Below are 22766 nucleotides of genomic sequence, written 5' to 3' on the forward strand. Positions count from 1 at the left end.
AAATAGCTCTGATGATAGTTTTAGTTTTACGTACTAACGTCTATTACATTTATTTATATTTTTTCCAATAAAGTTTTAGCGTATCGACAAATTCAATATCACCTTTATCAACCGCTGACACAAATAGTAGAAATTCACTTTCATCATCTAACACTATGGTAACAATTGTATCCTTAGACGCATTTTTTGATTGCTTCACATTGATAGCTTTTATTTTGTCATAAGTAGCCGACTTAATCTGGAAGCCAGTGTCATCATCCATCCAATACGAAAACACTCTTGTTTCTGTGAAACCATTACCATCTTCACGAACATCAAACGTTCCTGCACTGTAAAAGTGAGAAATAGTTTCATTCGGCGACAAGACATTTTTACGATAAAGATATTTGAGATCACTTGATAAAATATCTTGTTCAGTTACAACACTCGAATTTGGTAGATAGTTAGTGAAAGTAGCAGCTGTATAAATCCATAATGGAGCAAAAAGAATAATGCTTAAATACGTAGTAATACGCCAGGTAGAATTGTAATTATAAGCTTGAGTCTCTTTTTCATTCACTTTATTGATATAGGCAAGTGAAGGCAAAAATAACAATGGCGTAAGAAAGAAGGTTATATATCCATAGTTAGAATCGACATACACATCAATAATCGACATCACGACATAACCTACCGCTAATAAAATAGCAGCATAAACTGGCATAGCTCGGTTATCGCCAAATCGTTTTTTAGAGTCGTCAATTAAGTGAGCCATAAATGGATAAAACCAAATTATAATAAACCATCCACGGACAATTGGCATAATATGTAGCTTATGAGCTGTTTTTATTGCCAACCAATTTCGATACATCCAGTAAACGTTAAATAACCCCATAGTCAAAGTACTTAAAACCAAAAATTTCACGATTGAGATAGGAAAAAATACAACCCCATCAAATTGTGGACGCTTTTTAGACTCTTGACGCCAGAGTATAATTATAATGGTCAAGACAATGATGTAAGCCCACACTAATTTTACTGCCCAATCACGTTTTCCTGGACTATCTACGCTTTCATTATTTGTAATTTCATTATCGGTAGTTTCATTGTCTGTAATTTCAGCATCAGTACTTTGGCTGGTGTCTGAATTTTCTACTTTGTCTGGGTATTTTGTAATTCCAAAATAAGCCACCTTACGTAGTCGTTTTCGGGCTTCAATATAGTCGGTAATTTTTTCGGCTGGAACATGATCCGTTTTTGCTTGATACTCATTATGGATAGTCAGTATGTTATTAGAAAACGTGACTGCTTCGCTAAACTTAAAATACTCATTATCTTCTAATGTACTTTCATCAGTAAATTTCCAGCCATTGGTAGCAAACTTAACGATAAAAGTATTATTTATACTATTTGGAAACTCTAAAGAAAGCGGAGTAGTACGATTTATTTCTTTAACTTTTTTGACGGCATTGCGTATATCAGTAGGATAAAAATCCGTAGAAAGGTTGTCACCTTGGCGCCAAAACTTAGGAATTTGGTATGCCTCCTTCAATGTAACAACACCAGATATAGGATCATTTTTTATATCAATACCAGCTGTTGCTAATAACGACGCAAAAAAACCTTGATAATAAATTTCGAAATCTTCTGACATTGCCGCCTTGCCGTCTCGTTCAACACGGTTTAAAAACAAAGTCGCTTCATGGCCATAATATTCAGTATCAACAGCTAATATCGCATCGGCATCATCCCCAAATCCCACTGAATATGTTTCCGTTATTGCTAACTTCGAATATTGGTCAACGTTGAGCATCTCGGTCAAATCGCTCTGTCCTTTTTTTAGAACTAAAGCGTAGCCAAAATTAGGTTGGTAAAGTTCAGCTAATTGACCAAATTGATTGGACATGGTCGGATCAAGCCATAACTGTTTACCTTTATAAAATACGTTTGCTATAACATGGTCAAAACGTCCGACACCTGGAGGTAATGACTTTAATAATTTAGTGTCATCGGTATTAACTAATGCTGGGTAGGCTTCAATATCTAACCCTGCTAATAACGACAGAAATAAAACAACCTTGTCTTTACAGTCACCATACTTAAGTTTCATCGTTTCTTCAGGTGCGGTAGGCATGTGGGAGTTTTCGCCCATCTCGATACCAAAATATCTAATTTCGTCTTGCACATACTTTAGTGCTGCAACTATCTGTTGGTCTTTACCAGAATAGGTATTCTTGATTGTGTTGACCACGTCATTAATTGAGTCATGATCCAAGTCAAAACTATACATAGGTTCAGCCCAATTAACGACATCGCCCCAGCTCTGACTTTCATTAAAATACACATGAGCATAAGAGTCGTACCAATTAGGACTTTGGCTTGGTCTATTGATCGTCGTCTCAAAGTTTAAACTCACTTGATATTGCTTGTATTCCTTCCAATTTGACTGTTTAACGGCCTTATCAAGGTTGGTAAGTTTTACGTTTAAAGGCTTATCTTTTCCCCATAATATTCGCACAAATTGATTTTGAACCGGTACGCTCCAGTTAATGCTACGAGAGTAGGAGAAAATTCCTTTATAAACTGGATTTGCACCAACCTTAGAATAGCTGTAATCAAGAACATCCCCTGTTTGTAAATCGTCGATGATTATATTTAACGACAAAGAGCCGTTATAAATCTGATTAGACAAGTCGCTTTCACGATTTACAACTGAGATATTCGACGAGTCTATTTTGCTGATCCGCTTACCATTTCTAATAATATCGAGGGAATGAAAATGCAAAGTATGGTAACTAGGATCAAAATTTAAATTAATCTGAGATGAACTTTCAACTCCAGTTTGATTAACCACAGTCTCAACATAACGTGAAAATGTAGCTCTTGAGCCGTCACTTTCTACTTTAACTTGGTTGTCGACTAATCGATAAAACACACCACCGCTAATTTCATCAACTGGGATTGGGCTGTTTAAAACAACCTTTCTACTTTCAACCCAATCAGGTTGTTGCTCAATAGAAACCGCTTCATGTAATTTTTTGCCAATAGCTTGGTAACTAAAAGTACAGATGAAAATATAAAACACTAACGATATTAATGATTTGAAAATAGGTAACTTGAAAGGAGATGATTTATACATTTATAAATTCCGTTTTAAATTCAGCAATGAGTTTACCCCACATAACTTAAATTTAAAACTGAGTTTAACATTGCCGATTTTGAACTTGCTTGATGGAATTAAATACAAACACTACAGCTCAAATAACAAAGCAACGCGCACCTTTCTTAATAAAAGTCTTCATATTATAAGAAATAATGACGTTGCTTTTTTGTACTTTGAAACAGTAATATTAAGAGCTCAGATAAGGGCTCAGCAGCATAAAGACTGTTATCCTTTTACTGATTCGTCTTTATTTTTTGGCGGTAACATGCCTTTTAATAAGCGGCCAAATATATCAGCGCCAGTAATGATGCGTTTATTTTCACCCCATATTAACAATACGTCATGCTCAATAACGCCATCAAAGTTTTTGTCAATTGAACCATTAGCTTTCATATCCAATATTGCCTGGTTTAGCGAGGTTGATTCATCCGTTAACACCACTGGACGATGACAATAACGATAAGGGTCAAATTCATTAGGCTGAAACAATGCAGCTCTTGAGAACCCATCGGCATCTAACACTAACAAAGGCCAACCTTCCTCATTGGTTAAGATAACCCAGTTGTAATCGGTTTGATTAACTAAAACTAAAAACGGATCATCGGTTTTATTTGTCATTTCTGGAATAATGGGTAAATCCAGTTTTGTAGGTAAGGCAATAATTGATTTAGGTGCAATTAACTCCCCTTCTTCTATTACTTTAATTTCATCCATAGAAAAAAAGTTTAACGCACCTATGCCTTCAACATGATTAAGATCGGCTTCTTCCGCCGTAATATGGGAGCGTATAATGTTACGTAATTCACTTTCTGCAAAGTAGGTAATGCCCTCTTTTCCTAACCAACCATCAAGTACAAGCCCTGTCGGTTTTGCCACTATATAAAATACCATTTGGTAAAAGCGTACTATTGGTGACAATAAACTGCCCATTTTTAATGCATTACGCGAGAAATAAGCCTGTGGCGTAATTTCACCAATAATAGTAATAGCTATGGTTGAGAATAAAAATGCACTTACCCCCGCCAACACTGAATCTGATAACAAGGTTAACAATACATTAATACACACATTGCCCCATAAAATAGTGGCTAACAAAAAGTTAGAGTCATCCCGTAACTTGAGTATTTTCTTAGCGTCTTTGTTGCCCTTTTTAACTTCCACTTCGAGGTGTAGTCGGCTTATTGAGAATAGCGCTAAGTTCAAGCCTGAAAATATCGCTGACTGTGAAATACAAAATGCAATTGCGCACCAAGTAAGAATGTCCATTGACATAAGTTATGTCCTAATAAGTAAATAAGGTCGTGAATATAGACTAATACTAAATAAAGTAACTTAATAAATTATTCACTACTCAATAAATTTTATTTGTTAAAGTCTACCATCAATCAAACTAGTACATTCTAAAATAAAAATCACTTAGTTGATGAGCATAAAGCCATGTATTATGGCATCAGTAACCAACTATGATTAACAGTAAAAGAAGATTAAATTGAGCGATAATAAACTAGAAGTCGAAACTGGCGTAATTCGTAAAGTACAACATTTTAGTATTTGGCTAATTAGTATTTTAGTCATTGCGCTTGGTGTTTATCTAACCATGATAGAGTTTTGTAATATCGAATGGTTAACTCGAAGCGGCTGTATTGTTGTGATGTTGGGTATTTGGTCTGGTATGGGCGGAATAATTGAAGAAGGTTTATTAAGTAGTCGATTGGATGTACAGCGCCGTATCGCGTTATCTCGTGCCAAAGTCAAATTACGTAAAATTGCTGCACCAGAAGAATATGCAGAAAAAGAACTTGAGTCCATTGAATCTGATCACGAACGTAAAGTGGAAGACTTAAGAAACAAATTCCGATTACAGCTAGGCATACTGGAAGTATCACTGTTATTAACAGGCACATTCATTTGGGGTTTTGGCGACTTACTTTTTAAACTCAGCTTTTAGGATCAACAAGGTTATGACTGACAATAAATGGTGGGGCGACTTTTCTTTTGATAACCAGCAGATCAAAAGTTGGCAAATTGGTGAACGAGCAATAACCATAAAACGTTCCGTTAACGAATGGAATTGTTGGAACTTGGATACCGAAGATGAAATAGACCAACCTATTGTGCAGCGAGAATTGACCGACAATAATCAAGAGTCGGATACGGCTGAAAAAATGTTTGGCCGTTACCTAGAAAACCATTCAGAAGGTAAGATCAGAATATTACCTTTACTGGCAGACCGTTCAGTAGTCACGCGTCCTGCAACACCGTTAACCTTATTGGCTGGTGAAAGTGCTCGACTATTTATTAGTACGCCAATCTGGTTTAGTGCACAAACTCTCACAGATCAAAAAACGTTACCGACTCAGCAGTTATTTTTAGACTTACCATTTTGGCGACCTTCCGACTCTTGGTTTGGTGCATCAACCATAGATGGTCAACTGTGTTACGCAAAATACACCTCGGCTAGAGTACAGTTAGAGCACTTGGAAAAACGTTCTCATCGAGCCATAACGCCAATTACCGTTATTAACCATCAGCACACACCGCTTGTGATAGAACGCATTAATGTGCCAGTTAACTTACTGCATTTATATTGTGACAATCACCATCAATTTTGGACTTCAGGCATTACGGTTAAAACGGAGAACAACTCAAAAAATGTAGAAATGCACATTAATCAAAAAGTTCCGTCAGAAGTGCATTCATATGAGCTGATAAGTACGCCTCGTATTAAGTCAGAAACAAATAAATTAATACGTAATATCAGCAACTTATTTGGATAACCAAGATATGGATTCTATTCGCGAGATTATTAACTTAGTACAAACCTCATTTTTATATGTGTTATTTCAGGCCGTGTTATTGTTAATTATTGGCTACATTCTGGGCCGGATATTCAGTGGGATTGTGGCTAAAATTGTTGATAATAAAATGACCACTCATGGCCAATTTTTATTAAAACGAACGGTTTTTTATGTCATCTTAGCCTTGTTTGCCTTATCGGCTCTTAAACATGCAGGTTTTGATTTAAGTATCTTATTAGGTGCTGCGGGACTATTTACTGTGGCATTAGGATTTGCTTCACAAACCTCGGCCTCTAACTTAATTAGCGGCTTATTTTTGATGGTTGAAAGACCATTTTCAATATCTGACATTATAAGAATTAATGACATAACTGGCGAAGTGATATCTATTGATTTATTGTCGGTGAAACTCAGAACATACGACAATTTATTTGTGCGTATTCCAAACGAAAGCATGATCAAAACGCCAGTAACCACGTTAACCAAATTCCCAATTAGACGAGCCGATATAAAAGTTGGTATCGCCTACAAAGAAGATATTGAACGAGTGCGTGAAGTGTTATTAGCCATCGCCGCTAAAAATGTTATTTGTTTAGACGAGCCTGCGCCATTGTTTATTTTAACTGGCTTTGGTGATTCGTCAGTGGATATTCAATTTTCTGTTTGGGCCAAAAGAGAAAACTTCTTAGAACTGAAAAACTCTATGTATCAACAAATTAAGAAAACCTTTGACGAGCAAGGCATTGAAATACCTTTCCCACATCTAAGCCTTTATAGCGGTAGTGAAACTAAACCTATGCCAGTAAAGTTAAATGATGTCCGTGATAGCAATGAAGGTTAAACGCTCAAAGTTAAATCCTCAAAGCTTTGCAGTAAAAAAACAAGCATAAAAAAAGGGAGTGTTTAAAAACACTCCCTTTCGTTTACTTTAATTAGCTCAGCTACTTAGCAAGCTTTAACCAATAAAATACCCACCTTAAACTCTAGTACTTCTACTTTTGAGCCTTTAGCGATAGGTAAGTCAGACTCAACTTTCCAATCGATACCCGAATAATGATGTTTACCAAATACGCCTGCATCAACATCTTGCTCTAAGGTAAATTGATAACCGTCTAAGTCGGTACTCACTTTTTTATTGTTGCTAGTTGCCTGCAAGTTTTTTAGCGGCTTCCACAATACAAGACTAAATAATGCAGTTAAAAAAGCCACTGATATAAACACAGTTGTAGTGCTATCTGAGATAACCCCAAAGTGAATTAATGCGCCAGTAACTAGCATAGCTAGACCAATTAAGGTTAAGTAGAAAGTGGCAAAACCAAATACCAGTACATCAATAACTGCCATTAATAAACCAACAGCCATTAACGTCTGACTCACATCAGAAAATAACCACATAAACTAACTCCTAATTAACTTTGTTTAGTGTTTAGCGTATTAATAATCGTCATTGCTTGAGCTACAACACTAGAAGCATCTGTGCTGCTATCTGGAAGTAAAACAACGGTAGACTCTTTGGCGATTGCTTGTTTAGCCGCAATTGCTTTGGTCGCTAAATCTAATTGGATTGCACTTTGGCCTTGAGCCGTTTTCGCTACAGAACCAACCATCTCTAATGCTTCAGCTTGTGCTTTAGCCACTTGAAGTATAGCTTGCGCTTCACCTTCAGCACTTAAAATTTGTTCAGCTTTTTCACCTTCAGCTGCTAATACTTGAGATTGTTTTTGACCTTCAGCAACATTGATTGCCGCTTGTCTGTCACCTTCAGACTCAAGTACTTGCGCACGTTTTTCACGCTCTGCTTTCATTTGACGTTCCATCGCTTCCATTACAGAAGATGGTGGAACGATATCTTTAATTTCATAGCGTAATACCTGAACACCCCAAGGCGCTGCAGCATCGTTAATTGCAGATACGATATTCGCATTTAACGCATCACGCTCTTCAAAGGTTTTATCTAGCTCCATTTTACCAATTTCGCTACGCATTGTTGTTTGTGACAATTGCACAACAGCAAAGATATAATCGTCAACACCGTAAGACGCTTTATAAGGGTCAAGAACTCTGAAGTACAACACACCATCAACCGTTAACGAGATATTGTCTTTAGTGATAGCTGATTGGCTAGGTACGTCAATCGCTTGTTCTTTTAACGAACGGTCGTAACCAACTTTATCAATAAATGGCACAATGAAGTTTAAGCCAGCTTCGATTGTTTTATTAAATTTACCAAAACGTTCAATTAAGATAGCTCTGTTTTGCGGAACAAATTTAACTGAAGACCTAAGTAATACAATCACTAACACAAGTATTGCAAACTCAAACGTGAATAACCGAGTAAGTAACATTTCCATAAAAAAAATCCTTATTAATGCAAAATAATTTCAAGCTACATTAATGCAAACAAACACGAAAATGTAAACTAATTTCGCCACGAGATAACTGAAAACTATTGGGATAATTAACTTTAAATGTAAACATTGATTTATAGGTAGGATATACGCCTCTTAATACAATGACTCTTGAGCTTAATATTAAAAGATCCTTTGCTGAATTAGTATTCAGGTTCACAAAACCAACCGTTATTTCATAACATTTATCGCCTATTTATCACTTCCCCCTAGACATTGCTTCAACATTTAAATAGGTTAAGCACAGAACCAATTTAACTGGATAATAATTAATGAATAATAAAAAACTATCACTAAGTTTAGCTGTCATTTCAGGCTTGTTTTTAGCAGGTTGTGGTCAATCTGCTGACTCTTCAGATACAGTAAAAAGCAGTGAACAAACAAAAATGGAAAAAGTTATGTACCCAATCACTAAAAAAGGTGATGTTGTTAACGAATATTTTGGTACGCAAGTAGCAGACCCATATCGTTGGTTAGAAGATGACATGAGCGCGGAAACCGCAGACTGGGTAAAAGCACAAAATAAAACCACGCAAGCTTATCTAAGTAATATCCCTTATAGAGATAAAATTGAAAAACGCCTTTCTGCATTCTTAGATTATGAAAAAGTTGGAACGCCATTTGTTGAAGGTGATTACAGCTATTTTTACAAAAATGATGGATTGCAAAACCAATACGTTTTGTATCGTCAAAAAGGCAATGAAGAAGCTGAAGTATTCTTAGACCCAAATACCTTTAGTGAAGACGGTACAGTCTCCCTTGCCAGTATGGAGTTTACCCAAGACGGTTCTCTTGCGGTTTATATGATCTCTGAAGGCGGCAGCGACTGGCGTAAAGCTAGAATAATTAATACCGAAACCAAAGAGATGGTAGAGAAAGAATTAGTTGATATTAAATTCAGCGGCTTATCCTGGGTTGGTAATAAAGGGTTTTATTACTCTAGTTACGACAAGCCTAAAGGCAGTGAGTTGTCAGCAAAGACTGATCAACACAAACTTTATTATCATGAGCTTGGTACTGCTCAAGCTGACGATACTTTAGTATTTGGCGGCACTGATGCAGAAAAACACAGATACGTTGGTGGTAATGTTACCGACGATGGAAAATACTTATTAGTTTCGGCTGCTGTTTCTACCTCTGGCAATCGTTTATTCATAAAAGATTTAACTAAGTCTGACTCAAAACTAATTCCAGTCGTGACTAACACAGACTCTGATAACTATTTACTAACTAGTGACGGTGATGATCTTTTATTAGTAACTAATATGGATGCGCCGAATAAACGTGTTGTAAAAGTAAATGCGTTATCACCAGAGCCAAAAAACTGGGTTGATGTTATTCCAGAAACTGAAAACGTATTATCAGTGTCAACCGGTGGTGGTTACTTATTCGCTAAATACATGCGTCATGCAACGTCGTTTGTTCAGCAATATGAGCTAACAGGTAAATTAGTGCGTGATATTGAATTACCTGAAGTTGGCACAGCAGGTGGATTCTCTGGTAAGAAAACTCAAGCAAAAATCTATTACTCGTTTAGCAATCAAAAAACACCTAGTACGACGTTTAGCTTAGATGTTAAATCTGGTGAGTCTAACGTGTATATGAAATCTAAAGTTAAATTCAACAGCGACGAGTTTGAATCTAAACAAGTATTTTATGCCTCAAAAGATGGCACAAAAGTACCTATGATTATTACTCACAAAAAAGGCCTTGAACTAGACGGCAGCAACCCAACCATTCTTTACGGATACGGTGGCTTTAACGTAAGTTTACAACCTCAATTTAGTTCAACTCGCGCGGCATGGTTAGAACTAGGTGGTGTTTACGCAGTCGCTAACTTACGTGGTGGTGGTGAATACGGTAAAAAATGGCATGACGCTGGTACCAAGTTACAAAAACAAAATGTTTTTGATGATTTTATAGCTGCTGCCGAGTACTTGATCAGCACTAAAGTTACCTCGTCAGAAAAACTTGCAGTAATGGGTGGTTCAAATGGTGGTTTATTAGTAGGTGCGGTTATGACTCAACGCCCTGAGCTATTCAAAGTAGCCTTACCTGCCGTTGGTGTACTCGATATGCTGAGATACCACACGTTCACATCAGGTGCAGGCTGGGCTTACGATTATGGCACGTCTGAAGATAACAAAGAGATGTTTAACTATCTATTAGGTTATTCACCGGTACATAACGTAAAAGCTGGTGTGCAATACCCTGCTACCTTGGTGACTACTGGCGATCATGATGACCGTGTTGTACCAGCACATTCATTTAAATTTGCAGCTGAGCTACAAGCTAAACAAGCGGGTAGTAACCCAACGCTAATTCGCATAGAGACAGACGCAGGTCATGGCGCAGGTACGCCAATTAGCAAAACAATAGAGCAGTATGCAGATATTTATGGCTTCACCCTATACAACATGGGCGTGAAAGACATTTAGTTTATACGGTAAACTTATAGCCAAAAGCCATCGTTAAGATGGCTTTTTTGTCTTCAGTGTTTCTTCCTTAGTCATAATTTCAATATTTTCTTAGGGACTGCTTCAATAATTTCTTAGGGGCTACTTCAATAATTTCTTAGGGACTGCTTCAATAATAAGTCCAGCAATAAGTTCAATAATAAGTCCAGCAATAAGTTCAATAATAAGTCCAGCAATAAGCTAAAACATAGCAACAAAATGACTAACGATTAAGATCAGTAAGGTTCGTCACTATGATGTCTGTTACTCTTTTAAATTCTTGTAGCTCTTCGTCGGTAAGGTTTTTCTGCATCTGTTGATGGACTTTACCTTGAGTTTCAGCAATCAATAAGGCTAAACGTTTTCCTTCATCCGTTAATGATAACAACTGACTTCTTCTGTCTTGCGGATTATCGGTTTTTATCACCCAAGCATTGGCAATCATATCTTTCACCAATCTGGCAATTTGGGCTTTATCTCTAGCAAAAAAATTAACGATATCATTGGCAGTACAGGATTTATTTGAATCGATAAAGGTTAAACATTTTACGTGCATATAATTCAAGCCAAGTTCACTCGCATTTAACCCTGATCTCATCGCCAGTCTGTAAGAATGAACAAAAGCAAAAACAGTATCTGGAATTGAGTTGTCGTGCATTTTATTACCTTTTAAAGTATTAGTTGACAATATCAACCAATAAAGAATATAGTAGACCTTATCAACTTAATATCTAATATACAAGTTAAAGGTGATTTACCATGGCTCAGAGAAAAACCAATGCTCGTGTAACACAAGTTAGTAACATTATTGAATTGTCATCGCATTTACGCCGCATCGTTCTATCAGGTGATAGCCTTAATGGCTTTCCTACAGGCCAAGAAGGTGCTCATGTAAAAGTGGTTCTACCGTCAGAGCAACAAACTAACTCAGCCGATAAAAATCAAAAAATGCGCTCGTATACTATACGTAGCTTCAATCAAGACACGCTAGAATTAACACTAGATTTTGTCATAAATCGACATAAGGGTCCGGCTACCGACTGGGCTAAAAACGCTAAACTGGGTGATCAGCTCGCTATTGCAGGACCAGGGCCTTTAAAGATCACGGATTATAATCAAAGTAGTTACTTATTAGTGGGTGATATTACCTCAGTAAATGCAATCAACGGATTTGTACCTAAGTTTACTCAAGATGCCGATATTCAAGCTGTGATATCAGTGCCGACACGCTCAGATATTATAACAATGGATTATGATGACTCAGCGAATACATATTGGTTTATTGAAGATGAAATGAGTATTTCATTAGAACAGCAAGTATTGGCATTAGCCAAAAACATGGCAAAAGACACTTGTGTTTTTCTAGCATTAGAAGCCAGTAAAATACGTTCACTCAGACCTATGTTAGAAGAGCAATTAGAGCTCAACAGACTAAACTGTACGGCGGTTGGTTATTGGAAACAAGGCGTGGATGCAGACAAATTTGGTGCACAGAAGAAGTCTGAACCATTCTAATTATAGAAAATAAACGCCAACCTAAAAACTAACGGTTGGCGTTGTCATATTTATTTAACTCTAAACTGAACCTTCCTTACAGCGATTAATCTGTAAGTAATTATCTTCAACAACCGGTGGGAGTTTTAAATCTCGAACTAACACTTCAGAGGCTAACGAGCCGTTTGCAACGTCTTCTATCCAGATAGAAATTTTATTATCTTCTATTTTTTTATTGAGTCTATAACTTTTATTGCCGCTCAAATTAGTTTTAAAGTTGGCATATGCTTCCTTCATTCCATCCATACGACTATGGATAACAGCTTTAATCCATAGATCATGTTCACCTGCCAAGTATTGTTTAGGCTCAGACCAGAGCGTGGGCCTATTCTTCCAGCACATTAAATATACTGTTTGTGAATTACTTCCACGTCCTTCATGTAAATTTGTAAATTTAAAATGGCCATCTTTAATCGTTTTTTCAAAGGGAAAAGTACTGCATCCCCAAATAGATGTACCTAATGCTAATATTAGTAAGACCTTAATATTCTTCATTTTAGTTAGCCCTTTATACAATGATTATGTTTAACGAGAATTATTAATTCTCGCGACCATTTAATATAGTCCGTATCTACTTAATATGACTAATTGTACAAATAAAGCAATATTATTGTGCCGTATAATTTAGATTTTCATCAAAAGATTTAATCAAAGCCTACTTTACCGCGTAGCTGTTTAACTTGGGCTTTGTTCTTTTTGCTGTCTAGGCGGCGGGTTTTAGAGGCTTTTGTCGGTTTCGTTTCTATTCTTGCTTTCACTGGTACGTTTACGCTTTTAATAAGGTCAGTTAACCTTTTGATTGCGTCGTCTCGGTTTTTTTCTTGTGTTCTATGTGATTGAGCTTTTAAAACTATAACGCCCTCTTTTGTAAGGCGTTTGTCGTTTAACTTTAATAAACGTTGCTTGTAAAATTCAGGCAAGCTTGAAGACGTAACATCGAATCTAAGATGAATAGCTGAAGAGACCTTGTTAACGTTCTGGCCACCAGCACCTTGTGCTCTGATTGCTGTCAGCTCTACGTCTTCGTCTGGTATGGATACATTGTTTGAAATAACTATCACTGGATCTTAGTAACCTATTCTTTAAAAAACTGGTTATCTTGCTCAGCTAATAAATCTTCCATCGCGTCTAAATCAGCTTCTGACATTACCGCACCTTGAATTGGTTGGGTGATCACTCTTGTATCACTAGCCCATTCACCTAGGTCAATTAACTTGCAGCGTTCGCTACAGAATGGTCTAAATTCAGAAAGAGGTTGCCATATAACGGCGGTTTCACAGGTTGGGCATTTTACTACAGTAGTCATAACGTCTTTTAACAGGTTGATAATCCGAACTCGATTGTATCATCTACACCAGTTTTGACTAATACTTTATCTGGCACCATAAAGGTAATGGTGTAACGATGTTTACTGCCACTGACCATTGGAAACACACCAAGGTCTGCGTCGTATTTTACTCTGATCAATGAAATTTTATTACTGCAGGAATCTTGGTAAAAGCCATTAACCGCTGATTTATTCTCAAATGGGTCTAGCTCTCGTAAAAAGTGCAAAGTAAAGTCTAATGCCTGTCTTAAAGGTTTTAGGATACTTGTCCACTCATCAACATCAAGTTGCCTTTGCTCTATAGGCTTATTGCACCAGTAATCTAACTGAGGAAGGTCAAAACAACATGAGCCACCAGCAATAGAAAAACGCTGGCGTAAACTGGCTAAAAACTTGTCTTCTTTTAAATCGTGACAAACTTTATTCATGTTACTAACTTGGTGTTGTAATTTAACCGCTTGTTTTAGGTTATTTTGCAGGGTCTCATCAAAAATATCAGGATGTGCTGACCAACGAACCATATTTTTTTCAAGTAAATCCAAATAAAATGAAAGGGTCGGTCTAATATCATTTCTTTCCAGTACTTCAATGCAGTTAAATAAAACTGAAAAGAACGATTGGATATTCACTCTTTGGCTTATGTCTTTGTGGCCATCTAACAAACCAAACAATAACTCTAAGCGCATCAAAACACGTACTCTTTCATTTAAAGGATGTTCGTAAATCGCTGAATTCATTATTCTGTCTTTTTATTATTAATATTAGTAAAGGTAGATAACTCAATTAGACTAAAGCTTAATCATAACTTTTAAAATGACTACGAACTAAACATTAGTGCATTTTGCCTTAATTCGCTACATGTTAAATTGCTCTATTACCAAGCTTATCGGCGGACAAACGTAAAAATTCAGTATTTAACTTAATTACTTGTTTCGCTAACAGCGAAATGTCGTGTTCGTTGGCTACTAAATAATCCGCCTTTTCGTTTCGTTGCTCTCTGGAGAACTGACTTGCCATAATCGCTTTAATTTGTTCTTGCTCTACATCATCTCTACTCGACGCTCTATTTACCTGAACATGCTCAGGCACGTCCACAACGACTACTTTGTCGGTTAACTTATCTAACTTATTTTCAAATAACAAAGGAGCCGATAAAATAACATACGACGATTTTGCATGGATAAGTTGTTGTATCAATTCATTACGGATAGCTGGGTGCATAATGGCATTTAATGTCTGCTTACTTTGTTCGTCACTAAAGATAATTTCTCTTAATTTGACTCGGTTTAATTCACCAGTTGATAATAAAATGTCAGGGCCAAATTCATTAACAATTTGCATTAAAGCAGGAGAGTTTACGGCCACTACTTCACGGGCAACAACGTCAGCATCAACAACGACTACATTTAACTTTTCGAACTCGGCCGTTAACGCTGATTTACCCGAGCCAATTCCTCCGGTAACCCCTATGATTAATTTATCATTAAGATTCAATTGATTGGTGTTCGCTGTTTCAGTCATTACATTAAACCTATATACCAGTTAAATATTTGATCACCCCATAACATTACAATCCAACCCGCTATTGCCAAATACGGACCAAATGGCATTTCAGTATTACGCCCAGCACCAGATGTAAACATCAAGCCAATACCAACAATGGCCCCAACGATGGAAGACATTAAGATAACCATAGGTAATTGTATTACACCAACAACGGCACCTATGACAGCTAATAGCTTAAAGTCGCCGTGTCCCATGCCTTCTTTGCCAGTCACCAGTTTAAATAACCAATAAACTGTCCATAAGAATAAGTAACCTGCAACTGCACCAAAAATCGTCGCCATTGGGGTTAAAAATACATTCCAATTGGCAGCAATTAACACGCCCCATAAAAGTGGAATTGTAATTTGATCAGGCAATAACATCTTATCTATATCGATAAAAATTAAGCAGATAAATGCCCAGGTTAACGGAATAAGTACCAAGCTTTGAGCCGAGAAACCAAATTGGTAGGCTACGATAGCAGATGAAAAAGCGGTTAATAACTCAATCGCTGGATAACGTTTCGATATTTTAGTTTGGCAATTGGCACACTTACCTTTTAATAATAAGTAGCTAATAACCGGAATATTCTGCCATGCTTTTATTGGCGTATTACAACTTGGACAATGTGAGTCTGGCTTTGCTAAGTTAAACGTTTTAGTCTCAGCTTGCTGTTCTGGTTGCGACTCTGATTGAGTCTCAACTTGAGGTTTTGATGGTGTTTTAAGCTCATCTTTTAATAGCTCACGACAGTCACATTGCCATTCACTTTCCATCATTTTAGGTAATCGGTAGATCACCACATTTAAAAAACTTCCGACTATTAATGACAGTAGCGCAACGCTTATAACAAAGAAGATAAGGTTGGCTTCTAGTAACGATAATAAAGGCTCAAACATAGGTTTTTAACATTCCGTCTTAAGGTATAACAATTATATGGAACTGCTCATGTCAAAAATAGGCAAGTACATAACCAGTACCAACCCACCAACTAATATTCCCAACAATAGCATAATGCTAGGCTCTATAAGATTGGTTAACTTATCAATATCGTATTCAACTTCGTTTTGATAAATATTGTTAATTTTAAGTAAACAATGCTCTAACTTCCCGGACTCTTCACCTATTGCTAACAGCTGAATAAAGGTATCAGAAAACAGGTGTTTATCTTCCATAGCAATATGCAACATAGTACCAGAAGAAACTTGTGCTTGAATCTCTAAAAGTGCATTTTTATAAATCAAATTACCTGACGATTTTGCAGCTGAATGCAAAACCTGATGCATCGGAATGCCGGCTGAGAATAAGGTATGGCAAGTCTGGCTTATATTGGCATAAATAAATTTAGTCATTATAGAACCAAATAAAGGCAGCTTTAATACCAATGTATCCTTGAGTAAGCAAAACCAATGAAGGCGGCAGGCAAATTTGAAAGTGACAACAACACACAAGATAACCGCTAATATTAAATGCCAATTTTGCTGAATACTTTGCGACCAAGATATCACTAACCTTGTTGGCTCTGGCAACGCTCGACCAAAACTAGAAAAGATATCCTCAAAGCTGGGGATCACTTTTACCATTAAAATGCCGACCACAATGAAAGCGACAATAAGCACGGCGGTGGGATACATCATGGCTTTGTTAATTTTATTTCTCAGCTGTTCCTTATGCTCTAAATAATAAGTAAGTCTGACAAAACTTTCATCTATTCGTCCAACGGACTCACCAGCTTCAACCAATTCACAATAGAAGGAGCTGAAATATTGTGGCCAAAATTTCAATTCGGCTGATAATGAATGTCCCATATTTACTCGACCGATTAACCTAGCAAGTAACCTTGCATAACCATAATGCTTAACTTCTTTTTTGATGATCTCTAAGCTAGTCACTATCGGTAGGCCAGCTTGTAAAAGTGTTGCTAAGCTGCGAGTGAAATCGCTAACCTGCTTTTTAGACAAATATTTATTAAAAAACCTAATTTTAAAGTTAGATTTTAAACGAACTGAGGTAAATCCTTTATCATCTAGCTGCTGTTGCGCCAATGATTTAGACATAGCGGCGAGCTTGCCCGACACTTTTTGTCCGCTAGTATCAACGCCTTGATAAATGTATGTACGCTCTTTATTAAACAACATTGTTGATCCGTGAATGATGCTAAATGATTATCGGGTTAATGATTTAATGGCTCACTACCCTATTAACTTCTTCCAGGCTAGTTATGCCCTGTAATACCTTAGATAACCCAGCTTGTCTTAACGACATCATGCCACTTTGCATCGCTTCTGTTTGTATATCCAATGCATCAGAACCTTGCATAATAAGTCGTCTAATTTTTTCATTTGGTTTTAGTAATTCAAAAATAGAGGTACGCCCTTTATAGCCTTGATTACAACGACGACAGCCAACGGCTTTATATAACGTGATACCACTTAATTTAGTGTTAATCACATTTGGAATGTCCGCACTCACCATAGAGCTAAAGCCTTGTTTAATTAATTCCTGCTCAGGGATATTCAGTTCCGGTTGTTTGCAGTGCTCACACAAACAGCGCACTAGTCTTTGCGCAATAATAAGAGATATTGCACTAGTTAAGTTATAAGTGGGTAGCCCCATATTAGTAAGGCGATTCAATGTTTCTGCGGCCGAGTTAGTATGTAATGTTGATAAAACTAAATGGCCGGTATGAGAGGCTTTTATTGCTATTTGTGCGGTTTCTAAATCTCTGATCTCACCGACCATGACGACATCAGGGTCTTGACGTAAAAACGCCCGTAAACTACTAGCAAAATCCAACTGGGCTTTTTGATTAACCTGTACTTGGTTTATCCCCTGTAAATGATATTCAACCGGGTCTTCAATGGTAGATATATTTCTATCTTCTGAATTTAGAAAATTGAGGCCACTGTATAGAGTTAACGTTTTCCCAGAGCCCGTAGGACCTGTGACTAAGATAAGTCCTTGTGGTTCAGAAAGTGTATCGATATAACTTTGTTGTTGTGTTGTTTCAAAGCCTAATTGGCTAACATCGGCCATATAACCTTGAGTGTCTAGGACTCTTAGTACAACTTTTTCGCCCCAGATTGTTGGTAAGGTACTCACCCTAAATTCAACATGTTTATTGTTGTCTAAGTCTAGTTTTAATCGACCATCTTGCGGCTTACGTTTTTCCGCGATATCCATATTAGCGATAACTTTGATCCTAGCAGCCAAACGAGAATGTAAACTTTCTGGTGGCGATCCTTTATTAATTAATACCCCGTCAATTCTAAATCTAATGCGGTAACTATTTTCGTACGGTTCAAAATGTAAGTCTGAAACACTCTGATTGATGGCTTGTTTTAATATTTTCTCTACATAGGAAATAATGCGATCATCTTGTTGATTAAACGTCACGGCGTCAGAATCTCTTACTTCTAGGTTAGTAACCGGCTGCACTAATTGCGGATTGAGTTGACTTGCTCCTTTCAGGTTGTTGTTTGTATTTGTGCCTGTTTTAGCACTTGTATTTGTGGACTGTAATAACGGTAGCAATTGCGCAATTTTTTGTTGTAACACTATAGGATCACAAAATACTAAATCTACATGTAAGCCAGTATTAAATTCAAAGCTAGTTTGCACTGCGTAGTTAGATGGTTCCGCAGTCGCTAAAGTCACCAGTTGATCTTGTTGTGCAATAGGTAAAACTTGATGCTCACGCATAAAGTCAGCCTGGCTTTTCAACAATGCGCTATGCAGACATTTCCCATCAGCAAGTTCCAACCTAGCAACCTCAAGTTCGCCAACAGTTAAAACAGGAACGTCAAATACCTTGCAACAAAAATGAGCTAGCTGTTGTGATGTTAAAATTTCCTCCGACACTAAAGCCAAAGGAATTGTTAAATAGTTATCAGCCTGCTTTGCCAGTAATTCAATATCCACTTTATTGATCATGCTGTGGCTCAGCAGTTGCTTTATTAGTATGTTTTCCATAACAGATTTCATAATGTATCTCCTTTTACTTAGTCCTTCCTCTTACCAGGAAAATAGGCCTTATAAGCTATATATTTAAAAGCCTATAAACGAGGGAGAAAACCTTTAAATGCTAAATTTGCGTCACGGCTTGGGTCTAACAGGATATTGACTGAACCATTATCATTTAAGCTAATCACTAACTCGGCGGTTAATGTTTGCAACGCTTTAGGGGCAACTGTAGTGCAGCTAGAGGACACTGCAGTACAAGCAAACTTAACACCTAAAATAAGTTCACTAGAAGAGTCCGTTGGAAAACTAACATCAATACCTGACACAGCCCCGTTGGCAAAGTCGGTAGCACTGTCGTATTGCAGTCCGTCATTATCAACAAAACCACTACTGGCTAAATCGGTAAAACTTTCAGGTAGTTCACCATTGTAAGAAACGTATTCAAAGATGGCATTTTGCAGCGGCCGAATGGCCGAACTGATTTGGGTAGAGACTGTGGCTTTTAAACTGTAGTTTTGATATTTGGGAACCGCTAACCAAGATAAGATACCTAAAATAGTAACCACTATCATAAGTTCTATTAGCGTAAACCCTTTTATATTAGAAGATGGCATAACAATAATCCCTATTATCTATTTTGTTCCCAAAATAGATAATAGTTCACATTTATGAAGATGCCAGTTTGGATCTGTTGCTAATTATATTTCAGTAAAACGCATAGATAAGTCGATGGCTTCAATATGTTTGGTTAAGCCACCAATTGAAATAAAGTCGACGTTGAGTTGCGCGTACGCTTTAAACTTTTCTCCGTCCATATTACCAGATGCTTCCAATTTAACACGGCCATCAGCCAATGCGATCGCACTGGCAGTTTGTGCTACGTCAAAGTTATCTAACATGATGATATGTGCGCCAGCTTCTATTGCTTCCATCAATTCTTGTTCAGATTCAACTTCTACTTCAATGGTTTTATTTGGATTTAATTCTTGCGCTCGTGCAACTGCTTGAGTAATGCCACCAGCCGCTTGAATATGATTTTCTTTTATTAAGTACGCATCAAACAAACCAATTCTATGATTTTCGCCGCCACCACATTTAACTGCATATTTTTGAGCAAAACGTAAACCTGGGATAGTTTTACGTGTGTCTAAAATCTTAGTTGTGCTACCTAGTGCTTTAACTTTAGAAACGTATTTATGCGTTGATGTTGCGGTCGCTGACAAGGTTTGTAAAAAGTTTAACGCGGTACGTTCCGCTGTTAAAATGGCTCTTGCAGCACCTTTTACAATAAATAACGTTTGATCTGGTTTAACTTCATCTCCGTCTTTTACCAACCAGGTAACCACTAAACTAGAATCAACTTGTTTCATGGTTTCATTTACCCACTCAACACCACAGATAACGGCAAGTTCACGAGTGATCACTTTGCCTGTGGCTTGTTGCGTAGCAGGAATGAGTTGTGCGGTAATGTCACCATCAAAGGCAGTTTGACCATTTAGGTCTTCGCTTAAGGCTTGGCTAACTTGTTGCTTTATATAAGGTTTATGCATTTCAATTACTTACAATATTGGCGGTTGAAAATAGTTATTATTTTATTATTTCTTATTTAACTAGTGCAGTTTTAATTATTAATGTGATGCTTTAACGTAAGTTGGTCGCCCAACTGACGGAATTCTACTTGTTTCAATACATTCATGCCTAATAAAATTTGAGTACCTTGCATACCAGGAACGATACTCGCTTTCACATCAAACAATTGAATTTCACCAAGATTTAACTGGTCTATCACTGTGGTGTAAGCCGTGGCGATGCCATTGGCAGTATTCACTTGGATAGGCTGTCCTTTGCGTAAACCAACCTTGTTGGCTACCGCTTGTGGCACGGCAACATTGGTTGCACCTGTGTCCAACATGAATTCAACACTGACCTGGTTAATTAAGCCGCTAGTAACGTAATGACCATAACGATTACGTTGTAGCTCAAGCACTTGAACATCACCAACTTGATAAGAGTTCGGCTGAGAATTTGGGTTTTCTTGTTGGGCTAATTTATCTTGGAAAAAATAAAATAGACCGACCAACAACAGTCCCCAAAAAATGAATGCGAAAGTTTTACCTATTTGTTTAGGTTGATTGCTCATATTAATTAACTACCACTAGATATTTAGTTGCCTTTAACTTATGTGTATTTGGATTATTTCTTCTTTTTGTTTTTCTTTACAGCCGCTTTAGCAAGTTTCTTTTTATGTGGCTTTTTATGTTTCTTCGGCACACTTGCTTCTTTATTCTTAGGCTCTAAACCTTTAATTTTTCTATGTTTAAATTGTTGCTCTGTATAACGTTCAATCTTTTTAACAACGGCCATTTCATGCGCTTCAATCAAACTAATGGCATAACCTTTAGCGCCCGCTCGTGCGGTTCTACCTATACGGTGAACATAGATGTCAGCCGTGCGTGGCATATCAAAGTTAAATACGTGACTGATATCAGTTATATCCAATCCTCTAGCGGCAAGGTCGGTTGCCACTAATATTGTAGAGCGACCAGACTTAACACGTTCAACGGCTTTTAAACGTTTATCTTGCGGCATGTCACCTTGTAAATACGTTGCTGATATATCTTCCGCTTGTAGCTTTTGCACCACTAATTCCAAACGTTCTTTGGTTTTAACAAAGATGATTGATTTAGTGACTTCTTCCGACTTCAAGTAATGCATTAACATAGCAAATTTATGATCTGTGCTGTCGGCCAAATGCGTCCACTGTACTATCTTTCCACGTTCTCTACGTGGCGCATCAGCATCAATACGAGCAGCTTCCGTTAATACCTGATGACTAAACTCGATAATGCCACGCCCTTCTAATGTGGCTGAGAACAACATGGCTTGTTTACGGTTACGAGATTGCTCAGCAATGGTTGCCATAAAGCTACGAAAGCCCATGTCTAACATGCGGTCCGCTTCGTCTAATACAAGTATCTCAACATTCTCACAGTGAAAGCTTTCAGCTTCTAAGTATTCAGTTAAACGTCCTGGAGTCGCAATTAATATATCGTTATTTTTTTCAAATATTTCTTTATGACTGCCGTAGTTAATACCGCCAGTTACCACACCTGATTTTAAGTCGGTGAAGGCAGTTAACTGCTGAGCAACTTCAAAGATTTGGTACGCTAATTCACGAGTTGGTGCCAATACTAATACCCGAGCAAAACCCGGTGCATTACGAGGGAAATCTAATAAGTATTGAATAGAAGGGATTAAGAACGCAGCGGTTTTACCTGTGCCTGTTGGCGCACTGGCTAAAATATCTAACCCTTCTAGCGCTTCAGGTATCGCTAATTTTTGAACCCTGGTTGGCTGAGTATAACCAATTGCATAAATGCCTTGCTCAAGGCGAGGGTCTAAATCAAATTCACTAAACGACATTAAAAATTCCTGAAATACTATCTATGGATAAAACACGGCTCTGATGTTTATAGGTTTGTGAGGTTTTAAAAAATAACTAAAATAAATGATTTAGTTATAAAATCTTAACTTACAAAACATCAAAGTAAAATATTTTGGTATTATAGCGGA

22 protein-coding genes are annotated in these 22766 nt (G+C 37.2%); 5 read left to right on the forward strand and 17 right to left on the reverse strand.

What is annotated here, in order from left to right:
• Positions 1 to 49: 49 nt before the first annotated feature.
• Together BTO11_RS00435 and BTO11_RS00440 are read right to left on the reverse strand one after the other, a co-directional pair.
• Positions 50 to 3118 (reverse strand): DUF3857 domain-containing transglutaminase family protein, encoded by a 3069-nt coding sequence (locus tag BTO11_RS00435; RefSeq protein ID WP_105050729.1) that lies wholly within the window; start codon positions 3116 to 3118, stop codon positions 50 to 52.
• Between the two features lie 249 nt (positions 3119 to 3367).
• A complete protein-coding gene (locus BTO11_RS00440) occupies positions 3368 to 4414 on the reverse strand; it encodes a DUF21 domain-containing protein (protein WP_105050730.1) in 1047 nt (348 codons plus the stop codon).
• A 217-nt stretch (positions 4415 to 4631) separates the two neighbouring features.
• On the opposite strand from BTO11_RS00440, the gene BTO11_RS00445 reads away from it, so the two are divergent.
• The 3 genes from BTO11_RS00445 to BTO11_RS00455 are packed head-to-tail and all read left to right on the forward strand — an operon-like array spanning position 4632 to position 6781.
• On the forward strand, positions 4632 to 5090 hold the full coding sequence (locus BTO11_RS00445) for a hypothetical protein (RefSeq protein WP_105050731.1): 459 nt from the start codon (positions 4632 to 4634) through the stop codon (positions 5088 to 5090).
• 13 nt (positions 5091 to 5103) lie between these two features.
• On the forward strand, positions 5104 to 5919 hold the full coding sequence (locus BTO11_RS00450) for a hypothetical protein (protein ID WP_105050732.1): 816 nt from the start codon (positions 5104 to 5106) through the stop codon (positions 5917 to 5919).
• 7 nt (positions 5920 to 5926) lie between these two features.
• Positions 5927 to 6781 (forward strand): mechanosensitive ion channel family protein, encoded by an 855-nt coding sequence (locus tag BTO11_RS00455; RefSeq protein ID WP_105053611.1) that lies wholly within the window; start codon positions 5927 to 5929, stop codon positions 6779 to 6781.
• A gap of 104 nt (positions 6782 to 6885) precedes the next feature.
• Here the strand turns inward: BTO11_RS00455 and BTO11_RS00460 are convergent, their stop codons facing one another.
• Positions 6886 to 7335: an NfeD family protein gene (locus BTO11_RS00460; RefSeq protein ID WP_105050733.1), complete on the reverse strand. Its 450-nt coding sequence runs from the start codon at positions 7333 to 7335 to the stop codon at positions 6886 to 6888.
• Between the two features lie 14 nt (positions 7336 to 7349).
• Positions 7350 to 8291, reverse strand: a complete 942-nt coding sequence (locus BTO11_RS00465) for an SPFH domain-containing protein (protein ID WP_105050734.1) — start codon at positions 8289 to 8291, stop codon at positions 7350 to 7352.
• A 329-nt stretch (positions 8292 to 8620) separates the two neighbouring features.
• Between BTO11_RS00465 and BTO11_RS00470 the strand changes: the two genes are divergently transcribed.
• Positions 8621 to 10786, forward strand: a complete 2166-nt coding sequence (locus tag BTO11_RS00470; protein WP_105050735.1) for a prolyl oligopeptidase family serine peptidase — start codon at positions 8621 to 8623, stop codon at positions 10784 to 10786.
• 241 nt (positions 10787 to 11027) lie between these two features.
• Here the strand turns inward: BTO11_RS00470 and BTO11_RS00475 are convergent, their stop codons facing one another.
• Positions 11028 to 11462, reverse strand: coding sequence for a MarR family winged helix-turn-helix transcriptional regulator (locus tag BTO11_RS00475; protein WP_105050736.1), 435 nt, complete (start codon positions 11460 to 11462; stop codon positions 11028 to 11030).
• A 101-nt stretch (positions 11463 to 11563) separates the two neighbouring features.
• Between BTO11_RS00475 and BTO11_RS00480 the strand changes: the two genes are divergently transcribed.
• The gene (locus BTO11_RS00480; protein ID WP_105050737.1) at positions 11564 to 12319 is read left to right on the forward strand and encodes a siderophore-interacting protein; all 756 of its coding nucleotides are present in this window, start codon (positions 11564 to 11566) and stop codon (positions 12317 to 12319) included.
• A gap of 60 nt (positions 12320 to 12379) precedes the next feature.
• On the opposite strand, the gene BTO11_RS00485 is transcribed toward BTO11_RS00480, so the two are convergent.
• The 12 genes from BTO11_RS00485 to srmB form a co-directional block, all read right to left on the reverse strand.
• The gene (locus tag BTO11_RS00485) at positions 12380 to 12853 is read right to left on the reverse strand and encodes a hypothetical protein (RefSeq protein ID WP_105050738.1); all 474 of its coding nucleotides are present in this window, start codon (positions 12851 to 12853) and stop codon (positions 12380 to 12382) included.
• A 149-nt stretch (positions 12854 to 13002) separates the two neighbouring features.
• Positions 13003 to 13419, reverse strand: coding sequence for an alternative ribosome rescue aminoacyl-tRNA hydrolase ArfB (gene arfB / locus BTO11_RS00490; RefSeq protein WP_105050739.1), 417 nt, complete (start codon positions 13417 to 13419; stop codon positions 13003 to 13005).
• Positions 13420 to 13433: 14 nt separating this feature from the next.
• Positions 13434 to 13664: a DNA gyrase inhibitor YacG gene (locus tag BTO11_RS00495; protein WP_105050740.1), complete on the reverse strand. Its 231-nt coding sequence runs from the start codon at positions 13662 to 13664 to the stop codon at positions 13434 to 13436.
• Between the two features lie 8 nt (positions 13665 to 13672).
• Positions 13673 to 14422 carry a cell division protein ZapD gene (locus BTO11_RS00500; protein WP_105050741.1) on the reverse strand — a complete coding sequence of 250 codons (750 nt, stop codon included), beginning with the start codon at positions 14420 to 14422 and terminating at the stop codon, positions 13673 to 13675.
• 124 nt (positions 14423 to 14546) lie between these two features.
• Positions 14547 to 15206 (reverse strand): dephospho-CoA kinase, encoded by a 660-nt coding sequence (gene coaE, locus BTO11_RS00505; protein ID WP_105050742.1) that lies wholly within the window; start codon positions 15204 to 15206, stop codon positions 14547 to 14549.
• On the reverse strand, positions 15206 to 16129 hold the full coding sequence (locus tag BTO11_RS00510; RefSeq protein WP_105050743.1) for a prepilin peptidase: 924 nt from the start codon (positions 16127 to 16129) through the stop codon (positions 15206 to 15208). Before BTO11_RS00510 ends, coaE begins: the two co-directional genes overlap by 1 nt.
• Before the next feature lie 33 nt (positions 16130 to 16162).
• On the reverse strand, positions 16163 to 17368 hold the full coding sequence (locus tag BTO11_RS00515) for a type II secretion system F family protein (protein ID WP_105050744.1): 1206 nt from the start codon (positions 17366 to 17368) through the stop codon (positions 16163 to 16165).
• 43 nt (positions 17369 to 17411) lie between these two features.
• On the reverse strand, positions 17412 to 19214 hold the full coding sequence (locus BTO11_RS00520) for a GspE/PulE family protein (RefSeq protein WP_229793374.1): 1803 nt from the start codon (positions 19212 to 19214) through the stop codon (positions 17412 to 17414).
• Positions 19215 to 19285: 71 nt separating this feature from the next.
• Positions 19286 to 19807, reverse strand: a complete 522-nt coding sequence (locus tag BTO11_RS16660) for a pilin (RefSeq protein WP_105050745.1) — start codon at positions 19805 to 19807, stop codon at positions 19286 to 19288.
• Between the two features lie 84 nt (positions 19808 to 19891).
• The gene (gene nadC / locus BTO11_RS00530) at positions 19892 to 20749 is read right to left on the reverse strand and encodes a carboxylating nicotinate-nucleotide diphosphorylase (RefSeq protein ID WP_373295205.1); all 858 of its coding nucleotides are present in this window, start codon (positions 20747 to 20749) and stop codon (positions 19892 to 19894) included.
• Between the two features lie 65 nt (positions 20750 to 20814).
• Complete coding sequence (locus BTO11_RS00535) at positions 20815 to 21333, reverse strand: retropepsin-like aspartic protease family protein (protein WP_105050747.1); 519 nt, start codon at positions 21331 to 21333, stop codon at positions 20815 to 20817.
• A gap of 53 nt (positions 21334 to 21386) precedes the next feature.
• A complete protein-coding gene (gene srmB, locus BTO11_RS00540; RefSeq protein ID WP_105050748.1) occupies positions 21387 to 22616 on the reverse strand; it encodes an ATP-dependent RNA helicase SrmB in 1230 nt (409 codons plus the stop codon).
• Positions 22617 to 22766: the final 150 nt, after the last annotated feature.

Source organism: Psychrosphaera saromensis, from assembly GCF_002954545.1.
Classification (GTDB): domain Bacteria; phylum Pseudomonadota; class Gammaproteobacteria; order Enterobacterales; family Alteromonadaceae; genus Psychrosphaera; species Psychrosphaera saromensis.